A 17,544-nucleotide genomic window follows, 5' to 3' on the forward strand; every position below is an offset into this window, starting at 1 on the left:
TGTTCCTCGGTCAGCGGTTCGCGAACCGGACTCGCCGCCGCGCCAGCGCCCCCGCACCGCAGAGCGCGACGAGGACGCCCCCGAGCAGGGCGAGCGGGAGCCGACGCGTTCCGCCGCTGGCGTCGGCCGCGATCACCCGTGCAAGGAAGTCGGCGACTGCGGGGTGCTCGACGGCGACGAGCACCTCGCGATTTTCGCCGGCCGCCGCGTCGTTCCAGTTGAGGCTGCCGATGACGGCGGTGTCGTCGATCACCAGTCCCTTCGCGTGGAGTTTGGCGTACCGGCCGCGCCCGTCCGTCACGCTGGCGTCGAGCCCTCGCTCAGCGGAGAGGTTCTCGGCGAGCGCCTCGTTCTCCTCGCGGTCGTACCACGCGCCCGAGAGCAGCAGCCGCGTCTCGACGCCGCGGTCGGTCGCCCGGCCGAGCGCCCGGACGATCCGCTGGTCCGCGCCGCCGGTCCGCGGGACGACGCCGAGCACGCGCTCGTCGGCCGCGTTGACGCGCGCGACGATGCGATCTTCCGCGTTCCCCGGTGCGGTGAGCACCTCGATGCGGGCGTCCGCGAACGTCACCGGGTCGAAGCGGGCCGGATACGATTCCGACGCCGGGCCGTCTCCGTGGAAGGTCGCGTTCGCGGCGAACCGCCTCCACGGCCGCGCGTCGACCGCGGTGGCGTCGCGCTCGAACAGCGCCGCGAGTTCGTCCGCGGTTTCGCGGTCCCGAAGCGTCACCCCCCAGCCGCGGCTCCCGGCCCCGCCGGTCCCCGCGGGCTTCCAGTTCTCGGTCAACACGACGGCCCGGTCGTCGGCGACGGCATACTTGGCGTGGTGAAACGCGAACCGTGTCCGGGGACCGTCGAGGATCTGCACGTCGACGCCCGCGGCCGCGAGCCTGTCGAGGTGCGGTTGACTCGCGGCGGGAAAGCCGCCCACTGGCCCTCCCTCGACGATAAGCCGAGCGTCGGCGCCGCGCTCCGCGGCCGCCACCAGTGCGTCCGTCACGCGCGCCGAGTCGAAGGTGTACGCCGCGACGTAGAGGCGGTCCTCGGCGCCGACAAGCGGCGCGACCGGCTCCTCGGGGGCGTCGGGGAGCACGAACGCGGTTCCGTTCGCCGACCCGGTTGAGACCGCCTCGCGCGGCCGGAACCCGTAGGGGCGCCAACCCGGATCGTCGGGATCGCTCGGCTCGGCATGCGCGCTCGCGGCCGCGTGGTCGGCGTCCGAACGCGACCACGACCGGTTCCAGACCGCGGCCTCGCGGGCGCGCTCGTAGGCGACCGCGTCCACGGTCTCCGTGCCGTGTCTGAGGGCGATCCGGTCGCCGGCGGCGGACAGCGGGAACGGCTCCGGAAGCCGATAGACGCGGCGGTCGACGTGGTCGCTCGCGATGGCCGGCTCACGCGAGAGCGCGACGCGGCCGGTCACGCCCGCCGGAAGCGGCGTCTCGTGGTAGCCGTCCGAGAGGCTCCAGTTGCCGGGGCGTGGAAGGTCGACGATCAGGTACTCGCCGGCGTTCCCGTCCGCGACCGGGTTCGGATAGAGCTCGCGGACGGTCGCCGTCTCGGGCGCGGCGGGCGCGCCGGCTGCTGCAGGGGATTCCTGACGAGGCTCCGCGGCGCCCGGTGCGGTGGCTCCGCCGGTCGCGAGCAGGGTCGCGACCAGCACCGCGACGGCAGCGGCCACGCGCAGCGCCGCGGCCCCCCGGGCGCGGTCGGGCGCGGAGTCGGGACGCTCGAACCGCTCGCTCTCGTCCGGCAGACGCACGGGGGGTCTGGCGCGGCTTCGTTCAAAAGGGTCCGGATGCGGAAACGCGACGGAGAAGGGTCGCAGCGGGGTGAAAGGAACGAAAGCGGTGAGAAAACGGACGGAAGAAGTGAGAAAATCGCGCGGGGTTCGGCGCCGCTCAGGCCGGCTGTGCCGCCTCGTCGAGCGCGTCGGCGGCCTTCTCGGCCTCCGTCTGGACGATGAAGACGCGTTCGTCGACGTACTCCGCGGCGGCCTCCAGCGCCTCGCGGGTGCCGATCTGGCGGAGCGCCCACGCGGCCGCGGCGCGCACGTCGTCGGAGTCGTCCTCGGCGAGCGCGTCCGCGAGGGGGTCGACCGCGCGCGCGTCCCCGATGAGCCCGAGCGCGCGGGCGGCGTACGGGCGGACGTTGTCGTCCTCCATCTCCAGCTTGTTCGCGAGCGGCTGAACGGCCTCCGCGGCGCCGATCTCGCCGAGCGCCTTGAACGTCACCTTCTGGAGCTGCGGGTTGGAGTCCTCGTCGACGTACTCGACGAGCGTCTCCGTCGCCTCCTCTGCGGCCATCTTGCCGAGGATGCGGATGGCGGGCTGGTCGCGCTTGCCCGCGCGGTCAAGCATCTGCTCGACGGCCTCCTCGGTGGCGGCGCGCTTGCCCATCCGCTGGAGCGACTCCAGACAGTGCCGCTCCATGAACTCGGACTGCAGGGAGTTCAGCGCCAGCAGGACCATGTCCGTGTTGCCCTCGCGCTCGTGAACCTTCAGCGCCGACCACTCCGGCGGGTAGTCCTTGTAGTGGCCGAGCACGTCGTAGTAGCCCTGCGCCATCAGCTGCTCGTTCGTCTCGAGGTCGTCCCACTCCTCGGCCTCGTCGAGCCCGGCTTCGAGGGCGTCCGTGGCCTCGACGAGCGCCGCGAGCGTCTCCGCGTCGTCGTCGGGGTCGAGGTCGGCGTCGTCGACCGCCGACGCGAGCGAGTCGAGCGCGAGCGTCAGCGCCTCGACCTCGTCGTCCTCGAGTTCGACCTCCACGCCGAGCTCGTCGCCGACGGTCGCCGCGAACGACTCGACCGCGTCGGCGGCCTCACCGATGCCGTCCGCGGTCCACTCGGTGCTCTCGACGGTCTCCGCGGCCGCCTCGACGTCCGCCACCACGTCCTCCGCGTAGGGACCGCGGGCGTCCTCGAGGTCGCTCCGGAGGTCCTCGACGCGCGACTCCAGGTCGGCGCGCGGGTCCTCGGCGTCCTCGTCGTCCTCGTCCGGCTCGGGGAGGTCGGCCTCCTCGATGCCGGCCTCGGCATCGTCGATCAGCGCCTCGACGTCGTCGAGGTCCGCCTCCGTCTCCGCCTCGTCGAGCCGTTCGGCGATCTCGTCGAGGTACTCGTTCAGGGACTCTTCGGTGACCTCGTCGGGGAGCGCCGGGGCGGTCGCCTCCTCGGCGTCCGCGTCCGCAGCGCCGTCCTCCGCCGCCTCTTCGGGGGCGTCGGCCGTCTCGTCGTCGCCGTTGCTCATATGCTCGAACGTCCGTGGGAAGCGCATAAGGACGTTTCCCTTCGGACGCGCCCGCGCGGGTTTCGCGGTCGGCTCGTCGCGGACCGTACCGCGTCGGTCGACCCCGGCGGTCCCTCAGATCGCGTCCCAGTACGCCTGTATCCGGGCGTACACGACCCCGACGCCGTCCGCCGCGACCCACGCCTCCGCCTCGGCCGGGGTCAGCGAGAAGACGGCGGCGGCCTCGGCGAGGACCCATTCGCGGTCCAGTTCCGACGGGTCGATCGCGAGCTCCTCGGGCGCGGCCGGGCTCTCGAATAGCTCGTCGCGGCTCGGCGGGTCGACGCCGGTCATTCGCGTCTGGCTCCGGGACTCATCGTCGTTCGACCGTCGTTCGGTCGCCAGCGCTTAATCGGTACCGTCCCAAGCGCGGCCATGACCGACGACGCCGTCGTCGCGGTTCCCCAGCTGACCGTCGACGACCTCGACGCCGAGACGAACCGCGAACGCCTCCGGAAGCGCGCCGCCGCGCTCCCGGAGCGCGCGGACCTCGCCGTGTTTCCGGAGTACGCGCTTACGGGATTCGTGCCTGACGACCGCGTTCACGATGTGGCGCTTGCACGGGAGACCGCGCTCGGGTGGCTCCGCGAGGTCGCCCGCGAGTCGGCCGTCGCGATCGTGGCCGGATTTCTGGAGGCCGGCGCGGACGGCCGGACCTACAACACGGTCGGGTACGTCCCGCCGGTGGAGACGGCCGACCCGGACGGTGGGCTCCCCGACGAGACCGCGGTCTACCGCAAGCGCAACCTCCGAGGCGCGGAGGCGGACCTGTTGACCGCGGGCGAGGAGCGCGTGGTCGTCGAGACGGCTGCCGGCGCGACCGCGCTGTTGACCTGCTACGACCTGAACTTCGTCGCGGAGAGCGCGGCGCTGGCCGAGGAGCGCGTCGACGCGCTCGTCGTGCCGGCCGCGTGGCCCGCGGCGTACTCCGAGAACTGGCGGCTGCTCCTGCGCGCTCGCGCGCTCGACGGTGTCCGGTGGGTGGTCGGAGCGGGGCGGACCGGCTCCCGCGAGGTGGCGGACGCGCCCGCGACCGAGTACGCCGGGCGCTCCGCGGTCGTCCGCCCCGACGGCGTCGTCCACCGGTCGCTCGCGCGCGGCGAGCGCGATCTCGTGGCGACACTGGACGAGGACCTCCTCCGCGAACAGCGCGCGTTCGTCGGGTCGGTCTGACGTGCCGTCGGTTGCGTCTTTCTGAAACAGAATTTTCTGAACAGCGAATTTCTCTTTTGTCGGCGGAAATCTTTAAGTGGCATGCCGCCGAACGGTGATACGTTATGAGCACCCAGAAGCACGCACGCCAGCAGTACGGCGACGTCGAGGAGAGCGAGGCCCTGCGCATCCCCGAGGAGAAGGCCGAGCAGCTGATCGACGCGCTCAACTCCGACCTCGCGTCGACGTACGTCCTCTACCACCAGATCAAGAAGCACCACTGGATCGTCGAGGGCGCGGAGTTCCACGACCTGCACGTCTACCTCGGCGAGGTCGCCGCGGACCTGGAGGAGGGCGCGGACGTGCTCGCGGAGCGCGCGCAGGCGCTCGGCGGCGTCCCCCTCTCCGGCGGCGCCAACTTCGAGGAGCACGCGACGGTGACCCCCGAGGACAAGGACGCCTACGACATCCGCACCTCGCTGGAGCACGACCTCGAGATGTTCGGGGACATCACGGAGTCGCTGCGCGAGCACATCCGCCTCGCCAACAACCTCGGCGACTACAACACCGAGGAGCAGCTCCGCGAGATCCTCGAAGATGTCGAGGAACACGGCCACCACATCGAGCACTACCTCGAGGACGACACGCTCGTCACCGAGGGCTCGATGGAGTAGGGCGGTCCCGTTCCGAGACGCGTCCGACCGCGGTCGAACGCTCCCGTTTTTCGCACATCACTCCACGTCGCGAGCGCCTGCTGTCGCGAATTCCCTACCGTCGAGAACGAGCGCCATCTGCACCGCTGGAGTCGCAACGGTTCGAGAGAAGTCGATGGGTTCGCGGGCGTTATCCGTCGAGATCGACGGTGTAGTCCGTCGCGATCCAGCCGTCGGGGTTGTCCCGCTCGGAGAAGACCGTCCGGTCGGGACTGGTGCAGGCGGTGGTGATCTCCGGCAGTTCCTCGTCGCGGTCCTCGGAGTCCGTCGTCGGTGCGTCCGCGGTCGGCATTACCGACTGCTCGGGGAGGGACGGACATATAGGTTTTGGTGTGCCTAAACTCTCGGTGCCCACGACGGCCCATCCGGGATCGGCGGCTGTGCGCCCGCCGCTGGCTCCGCGATACTGGCAAACGGCGAGGCGGATCGCAGGGCCTTACGTCGTGGCCCTCGTCTCCCCCACCATGACCGACTCGCTGTTCTCCCCGATGACGATCCGGGACACGGAGATCCGCAACCGCGTGATGATGTCGCCGATGTGTCAGTACTCCGCCGAGGAGGGGCTCGCCACCGACTGGCACCGCGTCCACCTCGGCTCGCGCGCGGTCGGCGGCGCGGGGCTGGTGATGGCCGAGGCGACCGCGGTCGAGCCCCGCGGCCGGATCACGCCGGAGGACCTCGGCATCTGGTCGGACGAGCACGCCGAGGCGCTGGCCCCCATCGCGGAGTTCGTCGCCGAGCAGGGCGCCACGCCCGCGATCCAGCTCGCCCACGCCGGCCGGAAGGCGTCCACGACGCGGCCGTGGGACGAGGGCGGCCCGCTCCAGCCCGACGAGGGCGGCTGGGAGACGATCGCGCCGAGCGACGTGCCGTATCCCTTCGAGAACCCGCCGGAGACGCGGAAGATGACGAAGGACGACATCGGCGACCTGATCGAGTCCTTCGCCGACGCCGCCGAGCGCGCGCTCGACGCCGGCTTCGAGGTCGCCGAGGTCCACGCCGCCCACGGCTACCTCCTCCACGAGTTCCTCTCGCCGGTCGCCAACGAGCGCGACGACGAGTACGGCGGCAGCTTCGAGAACCGCACCCGGCTCGTCCGCGAGGTCGTCGAGGCGGTCCGCGAGGTGTGGCCCGACGACAAGCCGGTGTTCGTGCGGATCTCCGGGACGGACTGGATCGACGACCGCCCCTCGTGGGACCGCGAGCAGTCCGCGCGGCTCGGGCCGCTCCTGATCGAGGCCGGCGCCGACCTGATCGACGTCTCCTCGGGCGGCATCCACCGCGACCAGGACCTTCCGCACGCCGGCCCGAACTACCAGGTGCCGCTCGCCGAGGCCGTCCGCCGCGAGGGCGAGGTCCCCGTCGCCGCGGTCGGCAAGATCACCGAACCCGAACAGGCCGACGCGCTCGTCCGCAACGGCCGCGCGGACCTCGTCGCGCTCGGCCGCGAACTCCTGCGGAACCCCTACTGGACGCTGGAGGCCGCCCACGAACTCGGCGTCGACGTCGAGTGGCCGCCGCAGTACCGCCGCGGAAAGTTCGAGTAGGGCGCCTCCGCGGCCCTTTTGCCACGCCCTCCCACGGTTCGGGAATCCTTTTGTGTCCGGCTGTCGCCCGTCGCGTATGGTCGAGTACCGTCCATTCCCCGAGTCGCGCGAGGACGAGTTCCGCGCGTTCACCCGGTACGCCTTCTCGCCCGAACGCGGTCCCTACGACCCCGAAGAAGCGGACGAGCGGGAGTCCCTCGCCGCCGGTCGCGGGCTGTTCGACGGCGACGAACCGCTCGCGGTCTGTGGCCACCACGAGTTCGACCTCCGGATCCGCGGGGCCGACCGGCGCGTCGCCGGCCTCTCGGCGGTCGCGTGCCCGCCCGAGCACCGCCGCCGCGGGCTGGTTCGGCGCCTCCTCCGCGAGTCGCTGGCCGAACACCGCGACGACGGCATCGCCGTCTCCGCGCTGTGGCCCTTCGAGTACGGCTTCTACCGGCGGTTCGGCTGGGCGACCGCGAGCCGGTACACCCACCTGATCGCTCCGCCGGAGGAGCTGTCGTTCGCGGTCGAGGCGGTCGACCCCGACGCCGGCCGGTTCCGACGGTTGGGCCCCGACGACCACGGCGCGGTCGCGAAACTGTTGGAGCGGGTCGCGGAGCGCTACGACCTCACGATGGCGCGCTCCGCGGCGTGGTGGGAACACCGGAGCCTCCGCAGTTGGCAGACGGACCCGTTCGTCTACGGCTACGAGCGCGACGGGGCGCTCCGCGGGCTGCTCTCGTACACCTTCTCCGAGGGCGAGGGGAAAAACGAGCGCACGATGACCGTCTCGGACGCCGTCGCGGTCGACGAGACCGCGTGGCTCCACCTGCTCCGGTTCTGTCGCAACCACGACTCGCAGGCCGGCGAGGTCCGGATCCGCGCGCCGCCGGACGCGGACGTGCTCGACCGCGTCGACGACCCGCGAGCGGTCACGCAGGCCGAGAAGACCGGGCCGATGGTCAGGCTGGTCGACGTGCCCGACGCGCTCGAGCGTCTGCCGTCGCCGGAGGGCCGAGAGGGGTCGTCCGCCGGGCCCGTCGACCCCTTCGTCCTCGCGGTCGAGGATCCGCTCGTCCCGTGGAACGAGGGCCGGTTCACGGTCCGGACCGACGCGGCGGGCGGCGAGGTGACGGCGACCGACGAATCGGGGGCCGAAGACGCCGCCGAGGACGCCGACTCGCTGCCCACCGTCGCGGTCGACGTGGGGACGCTCTCGCAGCTCTACGTGGGCTACCTGTCGGTCGGGGAGGCGACGCGGCTCGACCGGCTCGATCCGGGGGCGGCTCGGCCGGCGCTGGAGCGGCTGTTCCCGCCGCAACCGACGTTCCTCCGCGAGGGCTTTTGAGCGGCCGCGGGCGTCGCCTCGGGAACAGCAGCCGCTCCGCGGTTCAGAGCAGAGATCCCCCGTTCAGCGTCGTTCGACGCGGAGCAGCGCGCCGCCGATGACGGCGAGTAACACCGCGCCGATGGGGAGGGGGATCCCGGGGATCCCGCGCGTCACGAGCAGGTAGGTGGCGACGAGCAGCACCGCGCCGGCCGCCGTCAGCAGCGCGCCGATGGCGCGGACCGGGTCGACCGGCCCGGACTCGACGTACTCCTCCTCGAAGTAGTAGGCGATCGAGACGACGACCGCGGCCCCGATCAGCGCGGCGCCGACCGCCCACGTCAGGTACGCGCCGTAGACGACCTGCCCGCTCTGGTTGGTCACCGCCTCGGCGATGGACAAAAGGAAGAAGCTCCGGCCGCCCACGTCGAAGCCGAGCAAGTACTGCACCTCGGCGAAGGGAAACCGGAGGTAGAACAGGTAGCCCGGCACCTGCTCGCTCGCCACGGTGACGTTCCAGGGGATCAGCGCGGCGAGCCACGCGGACAGCACCGCGAGTTCGCCCGCGTACTCGGATCGGACCCAGACCATACCGGACCCGCTCCCGGCGTCGTCTTAAAAGTCTCCGTCCGGAGCGCGTGGCCGCGGGGGTTCCCGCCGGAGTCGTGGCCGGCGGCAGACCCTCGCGCCGGCGTTACGTTCATACCCGCGCGCGTCCAAGAGTCGGGTACCTGATGCGGCGGGACTATTTCGATCTGTCGGTGGAGCGCGTCGAGGGGGCTGTCGACCCCGGAAAGCCGCTGGTGCGCATCGACTTCCACGGCCCCGAGGGGCTCCTCCGCGACCGGCTCTCGGACGTGGAGGGCGACCTGCTCGCGGCCGAGGAGACCGACGTGGCGTTCCGGCTCCAGGACTCGCTTGGCGACCCGGACCCGGCCGGCGTCGTCGCCGTGACGAACCGCGTCACCGGCGACTTCGTGCTCGAACTCAACGAGGACGCCGACGACGTGCTCGACTTCATCGGCGCCGCCCGCGCGTACGGCGACGCCGCCGACGACGATGACGGCGGCTACCGCGTGATCATCACCGTCGACGGCGAGGAGCTCGTCACCTACGACAAGCGGACGCTCCTCGTGTACGACGCCGAGGGGAACCTGCTCCGCTCCGAGAGCCTGATCCCCTCCGGCGTCGAGCTGTAGATCGCTTCACACCTCTCTCCGGTCTCGGCCGGCCGCCTCCGCCCGCAACGCCGAATCGGCCCGAACCGGCCCGAACCGAACGCCCTATTACCGCCCCGCGACCTACCCGCGTCCGTGCGAAACGTCACCGACCGGCTGTCGAACCCCTTCGGCATGAGCCCGCCCTGCGAGCAGTTCGTCCCGGGGTACGGCGACGCCAACGCCGACTTCCACGTCGTCGGCGACCACCCCGGCGTCCACGGCGGCCTCGACCGCGGCGTCCCCTTCACCGGCGAGCCGTGGTCGGCGGCGTTCCTCGAGGCGCTCCGCGAGGGTGGCCTGCTGGCGAACACGGACCAAGACTCGGTCGCCGGGACCGAACCGACCGAGCGCGAACCGGACGCCCCGGAGCCCGCCGCGGACGGCTCGGGCGACGCGGCCCCGTTCGCGGTCGCGAAGACGTTCCTCTCGTATCGCCACATGTGTCTCCCCGAGGACGGCGACCCGACCGCGGACGCCTACGACGACATGGAGCGGTTCTTCGACGCGGAGCTCCGCGCGATCGCGGCCCACGTCCTCCTCCCGGTCGGCGCCCGGGCCACCGCGCACGTCCTCGAGACGTACACGGCGCAGGCGCACAAGACCGCGGTCGACATGGACGCGCTTCACGGCACCGAGATCCGCGGCTCCGGCTTTCTGGTCGTCCCGATAAAGGAGCCCGCCGACTGGACCGGCGACGACGCCGACCGACTCGTCGAGGGGCTGCGGACGCTCCAGCGGACCGACTACCGACGGGAGACGGACCTGGGGCGCTTCATCGCCGGGTCCGACCCGTACCTCGTGCGGTGAGGGAACGGACGCCGCGGCGTGCGCCCGTCCACTTTTCATGCTGCTGTCGGAGCGAGAGTTCGTAGATCGATCCGTCCTGACGGCACGCCATCCGTGAACCAAAAGAAACTCGCGAGCGTGGTGGCCATATTTGACCCATCGTCAGCTATTTAGTTGACAACAGGCGAATAGTCGCTGACGCCCGACGGACCCCCGCACGGGCGTCGCCTGTGGACTAGTGCTCCCACAGTGGCTTGGTCAGTCGACGGCCCCTCCGGGGCCGTTTGCGGCGGGGTTTTCTGCAGGAGTTCACGACCGAAGGTAGCGGCCGATGTCCGCGAGGAACCAGACGCCGGCGACGAGCGGCGCGACCGCCAGCGCGAGCAGGTCCGCCGCGAGCGGCGCGGGGACGAACGGGCGGACCAGCGCCCAGCCGGCGGGAACGCCGACGCCGACCGGGTACAGCGTCGCGGCACCGCTCCCGTACCGCGCGACCGTTCCGCCGACGGCCGCGGGGAGCGCGACGAGGCCGACGCCGAGCGCCGCGCCGCCGAGCGACGCCGGCGTGACCGCACCCGCCGCGAGCGCCGCGGCGCCCCGGACCACAGTCACCGGGTCCGGGAGCGGGGACGCGGCCGTCAGCGCGCCCGCGGGATCCGCGAGGACGGCGTCGAGGGCGGCGTTCGCCGCGTCCGGCGCCGTCGCAACGGCCGCCGAGAGCCCGACCGCGTAGACGACGAGCGCCGCCGCCGAGAGGGTCCAGCCGCGGCGCAGTCCCCGCTTCCGCGACGCGTGCCCGGAGCGGTCGGCGGTGGAACTCGCTCCGCGCTCGGCGGTCGACCCCGCGCGCTCCGCGGTGCCGGTCGACCCGGAGGCGTTCGTCCTGGAGGCCCCGGACCCGGTGCGGGAAGCGCCTCGCGACGATCCCTCGTTCGAGCCGGTCGACTGCGACGCCTCTCCGGTCGGCCCGGAACCGGTCGCAGTTTCGGTCGCCGACGTATCGGTCGCGGACGCACCGGTCGCGGACTCGTCGGTCGCGGAATCGCTCGCCGCTGACCCCACGTCCGAGCGCCCGGCGTCGGTCCGGCTCTCGGCCTCGTCCGCCGTCCCGTCGCGCGCGTCGGCCGTCTCGCCGCCGCCCGCTCCGTCACCGCCCGCCCCGTCACCGCCGGCGTCCGCGTCGCTCGGTCGGCTCAGCGTCGGGAGCCCGTCGAGATGCTGGCTCACGTAGTCCTGATGGCCGAGTCGGTCGTAGCGGCTCCGCTCCTTGGGGTCGGTCAGCGTCTCACGCGCGCGATTCAGCGTCGCGAACTGGTCGCGGGCCCGCGGGTCGTCGTTCACGTCCGGGTGGTAAGTGCGCGCCTTCTCGCGATAGGCGCGCTTGATCTCGGAGGTGTCCGCGTCCCGGTCCACCTCCAGCAGGTCGTAGAAGTCCGCGGGCATGCGACCGGCCGCTAGACCGTCCCTCGGTTAATAGCTACCGGCACGGAGTCGGGGAGGTGCCGCTCGCGGCCGACCGCGCCCTCAGACCTCGCCCGCCACGAGCGCGTCGACGTACTGCCCGACGTGGTCGTCCATCCGGCGCTTGAAGCCGGCCTGCCGGGCCAGCCGGTCGAGTTCGCGCGCGACGTACGTGCCGTACTGCACCGCCTTCTTGTCGGCGGTGCGGACTGACTCGGGAACCGCCCCGCGGGCGGCCCGACGGAGCGCGACCTTCCGCTCGTCTGGCGTCGCGAGCAGGTCGCCCGGCAGTTCCAGCGCCGCCGCGACCACGCGGTCGTCGAGGAACGGCGCGACCGGTTCGACGCCCGCGGCGCGCAGCGCCAGCACGTCACGCGCCAGCTGTGCCGGGAGCGTCAGCATCGTCTCGCGGCGCGCGCCGCGGACGGTGTCGGCGTCGACGCGGTGGTCCGCGGCCGGCTCGACCACCTTGCTGTAGCCGCCGAACAGCTCGTCGGCCCCCTGCCCGACGACGAGGCGCTCGAACCCGTCCGCGGCGACCGCCTCCGCGGTCAGGTACAGCGGGAGCGCGATGTTCAGGTCCATCGCGTTCGACCGGCCGGTCGCGGCGACCAGCTCGGGCACCGCGCGCTCGAGGTCGGCGTGGGTTAACTCGACGACGCGGAGCTCCCGGTCCATTTCTGCGGCCGCCTCGCGTGCGGCCGAGAGGTCGTGGCTCCCCTCGAAGCCGGCGACGTAACAGGGTGCGTCCGGGACGCCGGTCGCGGCCAGCGCGGAGTCGACGCCGCCCGAGAACGCGACCGCGGTCGCGCCGGCGTCGGCGTCCCCGACCGCTTCCACGGCCGCGGTGACCGCCTCCGTCACGGCGGCCTGGGCGGGCTCCGGGTCGGCCGCCGGCGGATCAGGGAGCGTCCACGCGGTCGTCCGCTCGCCCGAGGGCGAGGCGGTCGTTCCCGCGGGGAGCGCCTCCGGGTCCGTCAGGGTCGTCGGATCGAAGCTCCACGCCTCGCTCGCGGTCGGGTCGCTCGCGTCGCGCTCGACGAAGATCGGTTGCCGTCCCAGCACGTCGCGGACGAGTCGGGGACCGCCACCGCCCTCGCGATTCATAAATGAGGCACCGCCCGCGGCCACGCGGCCCGCGAAGCCCGCACCGCCGGGGAAGGGGTCGCGGTCGGCCAGCGCGCGGCGCACGGTCGCGGCGTCGGCGCCGCGGAGTCGGTCGCCGGTCGCGGCGTCGGATGTATCGCCGGCTGCATCGCCGGCCGCGTCGCCGGCCGCGTCCCCGGTCATCGAAGCCTGCCGAGGGTGCGGATCGCGCGCCGCTTCGCGCCGCCGGCGAACTGTCGGAGCGAGACGCGCCAGGGGGTCCGGTGGCCGAGGACGCTGGTCTTTCCCGCCGCGATGGCGTCGAGGATCGCCTCGCTGGTCCGCTCGTCGGCGTCGACCTCCGTGACGGCCTGGCCGACCATCTCCGAGATGTGGGCGTCGCTGCCCGCGGTCATCGGGACGCCGTGTTCGACCGCGAACGCCTCCGCCTGCCTGTTCGACCGGCCGGTGAACAGCCGGGAGTTGTACACCTCGATGGCGTCGGCGCTCGCCAGTTGCGCGTCGGAGACGTGCGGCGCGACGCCGTGGCGCGTCTTCTGGAACGGGTGGGGGACGACGGCGATCCCGCCCTGCTCGCGGATGCGGTCGAGCGTCTCGTCGAAGGGGAGCCCGGCCGGGATCAGCTCGTCGATCCCGAACGCGAGGACGTGGCCCGCCGCGCTCGTCACCTCCATGCCGACGATGCCGACGAGTCCGTGGTCGGCCGCCAGCTCGGCGGCTTCCTTGCTGGCGTCGATCTCGTCGTGGTCGGTGACCGCGAGCGCGTCGAGCCCGACCGCGGCCGCCTGCTCGACGAGGAGGTCCACCGGATCGCGCCCGTCGTGGGACAGCTCGGAATGCGTGTGGAGCTCGACCGATAGCACGCCCCTGCGTTGGCGTGTGGCGTAAAAAAGCCCCGCGGTCCGGGCGGCGGTCGCCCGTCAGCCGCGCCCCACGGCGTGCGCGACGAGCCGAGACTCCGCCTTGCGGAGGTGCTCGGCGACCGTCCCGGGCGCGCGGTCCAATTCGTCGGCCACGTCGGCCACGGTCGCCGCCCGTGGCTCCTCGTAATACCCGACCGCCCACGCGGTCGCGAGCGCCTCGCGCTGCCGCCCCGTGAGCCGGTCGACCGGCCGCGTGAGCGGGGCGTCCCCGGAGGTGACGCGTCTGACTTCCACACCGACCGCGGGCGGGAGCCGGTCGACGATCCGGCTCAGGTCGTCGGTCGGTCCGACGAAGGTGATCGTCGCGGCGCGGTCGGTGCGGAAGACGACCGGTGGCACGACGACGACGGACTCGGCCGCGTGCGCGTCGACGATGTCGCGCTGGATCGGGCCGATCTCGTCTTCCACGAACAGGAAGAACCCGCCGGATCGCGGCCCCTCCGCCGTCGACGCGACGGAGACCGACCGCACCCCGTCAACCGCCTCGATGCGGTCGAGGTACGGCTCCCGCGGCCCGGCGACGCGGAACACCATGAGGTTGGTGCCGTCCCCCGTCTCGTTCCACTGCAGCAGGCGGGTCGGGCCGTAGCGGTCGTCCGCCGCCACGAACGCGTGCATGGGGTGGAGCGCGTGGTCGGCGAGGTCGAGTCGGAGGGTGAGCAGTCGCACGTCCGGCACGTCTTCACGGTAGCACTTGAAAGGACCTCACCTGAGAGGCAGAACGCTCCCCCGGACGGCGGCCGGAGATGCGACCACGAGACCGCCATGACGCCACCGCAGACGCACCCGAGACCGGACGTGGGGGACGGTTCGACCGACGCGAACGATGTCGCGACGGACGATGCGGGACCGGACGACTCGGGGCCCGGCGACGCGAGCCTCGCCGCGGGACGGGCGCCGACGGACGCGGCGGCCGCGCTGATGGATCCGCTCGCCATCGACCGGGACGACCACCTGAACGCCCCCGCGTTCGTCGTCCGCGGGGACGAGGTGGCGGACGCGCTCGCGCTGCTCCGCGACCGCGCGGGGTTCGACCACTGCTCGTGTGTCACCGCCCAGCAGTACGCGTCGCGCTACGAGACGATCTACCACCTGCGGACGTACGACGACCCGACCGAGGAGGTGAGCGTGGTCGTGCCGGCCGCGACCGCGGACCCGGAGACGGAGAGCGGCGCGACGACGTTCACCACCGCGAACTGGCACGAGCGCGAAGCGTACGACCTGCTCGGGATCCGGTACCGGGACCATCCGGACCTCCGCCGTATCCTGCTGCCGGAGACGTGGCAGGGGCATCCGCTCTCGCGGGACTACGACGGCGACCAGTCGCAGGTCGTCCCGCTCACGGAGAGCGAGCGGCTGAGCGGGGACGCGCTCGACCCCGGCTCGACCGGGGGCGTCGACTCGGACTCGACCGGGGGCGTCGACTCGGACTCGACCGGCGGCGGGACGGAGACGATGATGATCAACCTCGGTCCGCACCACCCGGCGACCCACGGCGTGTTGCACCTGAAGGCGCTGCTGGACGGGGAGACGGTCGTCGACGTGGAGCCGGACATCGGCTACATCCACCGCTGCGAGGAGCAGATGGCCCAGCGCGGGACCTACCGTCGGCAGATCATGCCGTACCCGGACCGGTGGGACTGGGGCGGCGGCGGCCTCCTGAACGAGTGGGCGTACGCCCGCGCGGCCGAGGACCTCGCGGGCGTCGACGTGCCCGACTACGCGCAGGTCGTCCGGACGCTCGGCGCCGAGCTCTCCCGCGTGCTCTCGCACCTGCTCGCGGTCGGCACGTACGCGCTCGACGTGATCGGCGAGTTCACCGCCGCGTTCATGTACGCGATCCAGGAGCGCGAGCGCGTCCAGTCGCTGCTGGAGGACCTCACCGGCCAGCGCCTGATGTTCAACTACCTGCGGCTCGGGGGCGTCGTCTGGGACCTCCCGCAGCCGCGCGAGGAGTGGCTGGACGACGTTCGGGAGTTCGCCGCCGAGCTCCCCGAGCGCGTCGCGGAGTTCCGGGACCTGCTGACGGGGAACGAGATCATCCAGCTCCGGACGGTCGACACCGGCGTCCTCCCCGCGGACGTGGCCCGGGACTACGGCTGCACCGGCCCGGTCGCCCGCGGTTCGGGGGTCGACTACGACCTGCGGCGCGACGACCCGTACGGCTGGTACGACGAGCTCGACTGGGGCGTGGTGACGCGGGAGGCGGGGGACAACTTCGCCCGGCTCTCGGTGCGGCTCGGCGAGCTGGAGGAGTCGGCCCGCATCCTGACCCAGTGTGCGGACCTCCTGGCGGACTGGCCCGCCGCCGACCGGACGGTCCAGAGCAACGTGCCGCGCACGCTTCGCCCGGACGCGGACGCCGAGATCTACCGGACGGTCGAGGCGGCCAAGGGGGAGCTCGGGGTCTACATCCGCTCCGACGGGACCGAGTCGCCGGCCCGGTTCAAGATCCGCGGGCCCTCCTTCTCGAACCTGCAGGCGCTCCCCGAGATGGCCCGCGGTGAGTCGGTCGCGGACCTGATCGCCACCGTGGGAAGTCTGGACACGATCATGGGCGAGGTCGACCGGTAGCGGGGCGAACCGACCACCGGCCGGTTTTTTCTCCCTCTCGCACCGATGAGCACGCGACCGATGATCGACGACCGCGACCGGTTCCCGGAGACGGCCCCCCACGACCTCGCGCTCGACTGTCTCGCCGCGGGGATCCGCGCCGCTCGGCCGGACCGCGTCGTCCCGGACCGCCTCGTGCTCGAGGGGAGCCGGCTGCTGATCGACGGCGCGGAGACGGTCGACCTCGCGGCGTTCGACCGCGTGCTGGTGCTCGGCGGCGGCAACGCGGCCTCGCAGGTCGCGCGCGAACTGGAGCGGCTGCTGGGCGACCGGGTCGACGGCGGCGTCGTGGTGACGGACGACGCCGTCGACTGCGAGCGCGTCCGGGTGCTTCCCGGCGACCATCCGACGCCGAGCGAGCGCGGCGTCGAGAGCGCCCGCGAGGTGCTTTCCGCCGCCGCGTCCGCCGACGCAGACACGCTCGTGTTGGGGGTCATCACCGGCGGCGGCAGCGCGCTCATGCCCGCACCCGCGGAGGGGGTCGCGGGCGTCGCGGGCGTCACGCTCGCGGACCTCCGCGAGACCACGGAGGCGCTGCTGGCGAGCGGCGCCGCGATCGGGGAGATAAATGCGGTCCGGAAGCACCTCTCGGCGCTGAAGGGCGGCCGGTTGGCCGCGGCCGCCGCGCCCGCGACAGTCCGGTGTCTGGTGCTCTCCGACGTGGTCGGCGATGACCTTTCGACGATCGCCAGCGGTCCGTTCGTCCCCGACGAGACGACCTTTTCGGACGCGCTCTCCGTGCTGGACCGGTACGACCTTTCTGTGCCAAATGCGGTCCGGGAGCGGTTGGAGCGCGGCGCGGCCGGGGAGATTTCTGAAACCCCGTCGGCCGGCGATCCGGCGTTCGACCGCATGCGAACGCACGTCCTCGCGAACGGGCTGACGGCGATGCGGGCCGCGGCTGGAGTCGCGCGGGAGGCCGACCACGAACCCCTGCTGGTCTCCTCGCGGATCCGCGGGGAGGCCCGGGACGCCGCCGTCACCGCCGCGGCGATGGCCGAGGAGGCGCTCGCGACCGGGAACCCCGTCGCGCCGCCCGCGGTGTTCCTGTCCGGCGGCGAGACGACGGTGACGGTGGAGGGCGACGGCACGGGCGGGCCGAATCAGGAGTTCGCGCTCGCGGCCGCGCTGGAGCTCGACGTGTCTCCGGCCGACCGCGACCGGGTCGTCGTGGGCGCTGTCGACACCGACGGGGTCGACGGCGCGACCGACGCGGCCGGGGCGGTGCTCGGGCCGGATGCGGTCGCGGACGCCGAGAGGCGGGCCGCGGGCCGGGCCGCGCTCGCGGACAACGACGCGTATCCCGTGCTCGACGCGGCCGGTGCGCTGATCGAGACCGGGCCGACGGGGACGAACGTCAACGACCTGCGCGTGGTCGTGGTGACGGAGGCCGGTGCGGCGGGAGCCGACCGATGCCGGAAGTAAC

At 72.7% G+C, this 17,544-nt stretch carries 17 protein-coding genes; 8 read left to right on the plus strand and 9 right to left on the minus strand.

Annotated features, from left to right (window positions below; all coding sequences use genetic code 11):
* Window positions 1–10: 10 nt before the first annotated feature.
* The 3 genes from AN233_RS02680 to AN233_RS02690 all read right to left on the minus strand — a co-directional run bounded on the left by AN233_RS02680 (window position 11) and on the right by AN233_RS02690 (window position 3,581).
* Entirely contained in the window at window positions 11–1,762 is a 1,752-nt protein-coding gene (locus AN233_RS02680; RefSeq protein WP_245625977.1) for a phospholipase D-like domain-containing protein, read from the minus strand.
* 139 nt (window positions 1,763–1,901) lie between these two features.
* Window positions 1,902–3,248 (minus strand): HEAT repeat domain-containing protein, encoded by a 1,347-nt coding sequence (locus AN233_RS02685; RefSeq protein ID WP_058365317.1) that lies wholly within the window; start codon window positions 3,246–3,248, stop codon window positions 1,902–1,904.
* 114 nt (window positions 3,249–3,362) lie between these two features.
* Window positions 3,363–3,581, minus strand: coding sequence for a hypothetical protein (locus tag AN233_RS02690; protein WP_058365318.1), 219 nt, complete (start codon window positions 3,579–3,581; stop codon window positions 3,363–3,365).
* Window positions 3,582–3,662: 81 nt separating this feature from the next.
* On the opposite strand from AN233_RS02690, the gene AN233_RS02695 reads away from it, so the two are divergent.
* Entirely contained in the window at window positions 3,663–4,460 is a 798-nt protein-coding gene (locus AN233_RS02695) for a carbon-nitrogen hydrolase family protein (protein WP_058365319.1), read from the plus strand.
* A gap of 104 nt (window positions 4,461–4,564) precedes the next feature.
* Complete coding sequence (gene dpsA / locus AN233_RS02700; RefSeq protein WP_058365320.1) at window positions 4,565–5,113, plus strand: DNA starvation/stationary phase protection protein DpsA; 549 nt, start codon at window positions 4,565–4,567, stop codon at window positions 5,111–5,113.
* Between the two features lie 169 nt (window positions 5,114–5,282).
* On the opposite strand, the gene AN233_RS17095 is transcribed toward dpsA, so the two are convergent.
* Window positions 5,283–5,444, minus strand: coding sequence for a DUF7331 family protein (locus tag AN233_RS17095; RefSeq protein ID WP_176696617.1), 162 nt, complete (start codon window positions 5,442–5,444; stop codon window positions 5,283–5,285).
* 172 nt (window positions 5,445–5,616) lie between these two features.
* Here AN233_RS17095 and AN233_RS02705 point away from each other — a divergent pair, with 172 nt between their 5' ends.
* Both AN233_RS02705 and AN233_RS02710 read left to right on the plus strand, forming a co-directional pair.
* Window positions 5,617–6,699, plus strand: coding sequence for an NADH:flavin oxidoreductase/NADH oxidase (locus tag AN233_RS02705; protein ID WP_058365321.1), 1,083 nt, complete (start codon window positions 5,617–5,619; stop codon window positions 6,697–6,699).
* Between the two features lie 76 nt (window positions 6,700–6,775).
* Window positions 6,776–8,029: a GNAT family N-acetyltransferase gene (locus AN233_RS02710; RefSeq protein WP_058365322.1), complete on the plus strand. Its 1,254-nt coding sequence runs from the start codon at window positions 6,776–6,778 to the stop codon at window positions 8,027–8,029.
* 63 nt (window positions 8,030–8,092) lie between these two features.
* Here AN233_RS02710 and AN233_RS02715 read toward each other — a convergent pair whose 3' ends face one another.
* Complete coding sequence (locus AN233_RS02715) at window positions 8,093–8,599, minus strand: DUF7549 family protein (protein ID WP_058365323.1); 507 nt, start codon at window positions 8,597–8,599, stop codon at window positions 8,093–8,095.
* Between the two features lie 143 nt (window positions 8,600–8,742).
* Here AN233_RS02715 and AN233_RS02720 point away from each other — a divergent pair, with 143 nt between their 5' ends.
* Complete coding sequence (locus AN233_RS02720; protein ID WP_058365324.1) at window positions 8,743–9,207, plus strand: DUF5793 family protein; 465 nt, start codon at window positions 8,743–8,745, stop codon at window positions 9,205–9,207.
* 114 nt (window positions 9,208–9,321) lie between these two features.
* Window positions 9,322–10,035: a uracil-DNA glycosylase family protein gene (locus AN233_RS02725; RefSeq protein WP_058365325.1), complete on the plus strand. Its 714-nt coding sequence runs from the start codon at window positions 9,322–9,324 to the stop codon at window positions 10,033–10,035.
* 288 nt (window positions 10,036–10,323) lie between these two features.
* Here the strand turns inward: AN233_RS02725 and AN233_RS02730 are convergent, their stop codons facing one another.
* The 4 genes from AN233_RS02730 to AN233_RS02745 all read right to left on the minus strand — a co-directional run bounded on the left by AN233_RS02730 (window position 10,324) and on the right by AN233_RS02745 (window position 14,174).
* The gene (locus tag AN233_RS02730) at window positions 10,324–11,457 is read right to left on the minus strand and encodes a DnaJ domain-containing protein (protein ID WP_058365326.1); all 1,134 of its coding nucleotides are present in this window, start codon (window positions 11,455–11,457) and stop codon (window positions 10,324–10,326) included.
* A gap of 81 nt (window positions 11,458–11,538) precedes the next feature.
* The gene (locus AN233_RS02735; RefSeq protein WP_080508308.1) at window positions 11,539–12,765 is read right to left on the minus strand and encodes an asparagine synthase C-terminal domain-containing protein; all 1,227 of its coding nucleotides are present in this window, start codon (window positions 12,763–12,765) and stop codon (window positions 11,539–11,541) included.
* A complete protein-coding gene (locus AN233_RS02740; RefSeq protein WP_058365327.1) occupies window positions 12,762–13,445 on the minus strand; it encodes a PHP domain-containing protein in 684 nt (227 codons plus the stop codon). The genes AN233_RS02735 and AN233_RS02740 overlap by 4 nt, the downstream gene beginning before the upstream one ends.
* 57 nt (window positions 13,446–13,502) lie before the next feature.
* Window positions 13,503–14,174: a helix-turn-helix domain-containing protein gene (locus AN233_RS02745; RefSeq protein ID WP_058365328.1), complete on the minus strand. Its 672-nt coding sequence runs from the start codon at window positions 14,172–14,174 to the stop codon at window positions 13,503–13,505.
* A 252-nt stretch (window positions 14,175–14,426) separates the two neighbouring features.
* On the opposite strand from AN233_RS02745, the gene AN233_RS02750 reads away from it, so the two are divergent.
* Together AN233_RS02750 and AN233_RS02755 are read left to right on the plus strand one after the other, a co-directional pair.
* Window positions 14,427–16,079 (plus strand): NADH-quinone oxidoreductase subunit D, encoded by a 1,653-nt coding sequence (locus AN233_RS02750; protein WP_058365346.1) that lies wholly within the window; start codon window positions 14,427–14,429, stop codon window positions 16,077–16,079.
* A 60-nt stretch (window positions 16,080–16,139) separates the two neighbouring features.
* Window positions 16,140–17,543: a glycerate kinase type-2 family protein gene (locus tag AN233_RS02755; RefSeq protein ID WP_058365329.1), complete on the plus strand. Its 1,404-nt coding sequence runs from the start codon at window positions 16,140–16,142 to the stop codon at window positions 17,541–17,543.
* The last annotated feature ends 1 nt before the right edge of the window (window position 17,544 follow it).

This window comes from Haloparvum sedimenti (assembly GCF_001462205.1).
Taxonomy (GTDB): domain Archaea; phylum Halobacteriota; class Halobacteria; order Halobacteriales; family Haloferacaceae; genus Haloparvum; species Haloparvum sedimenti.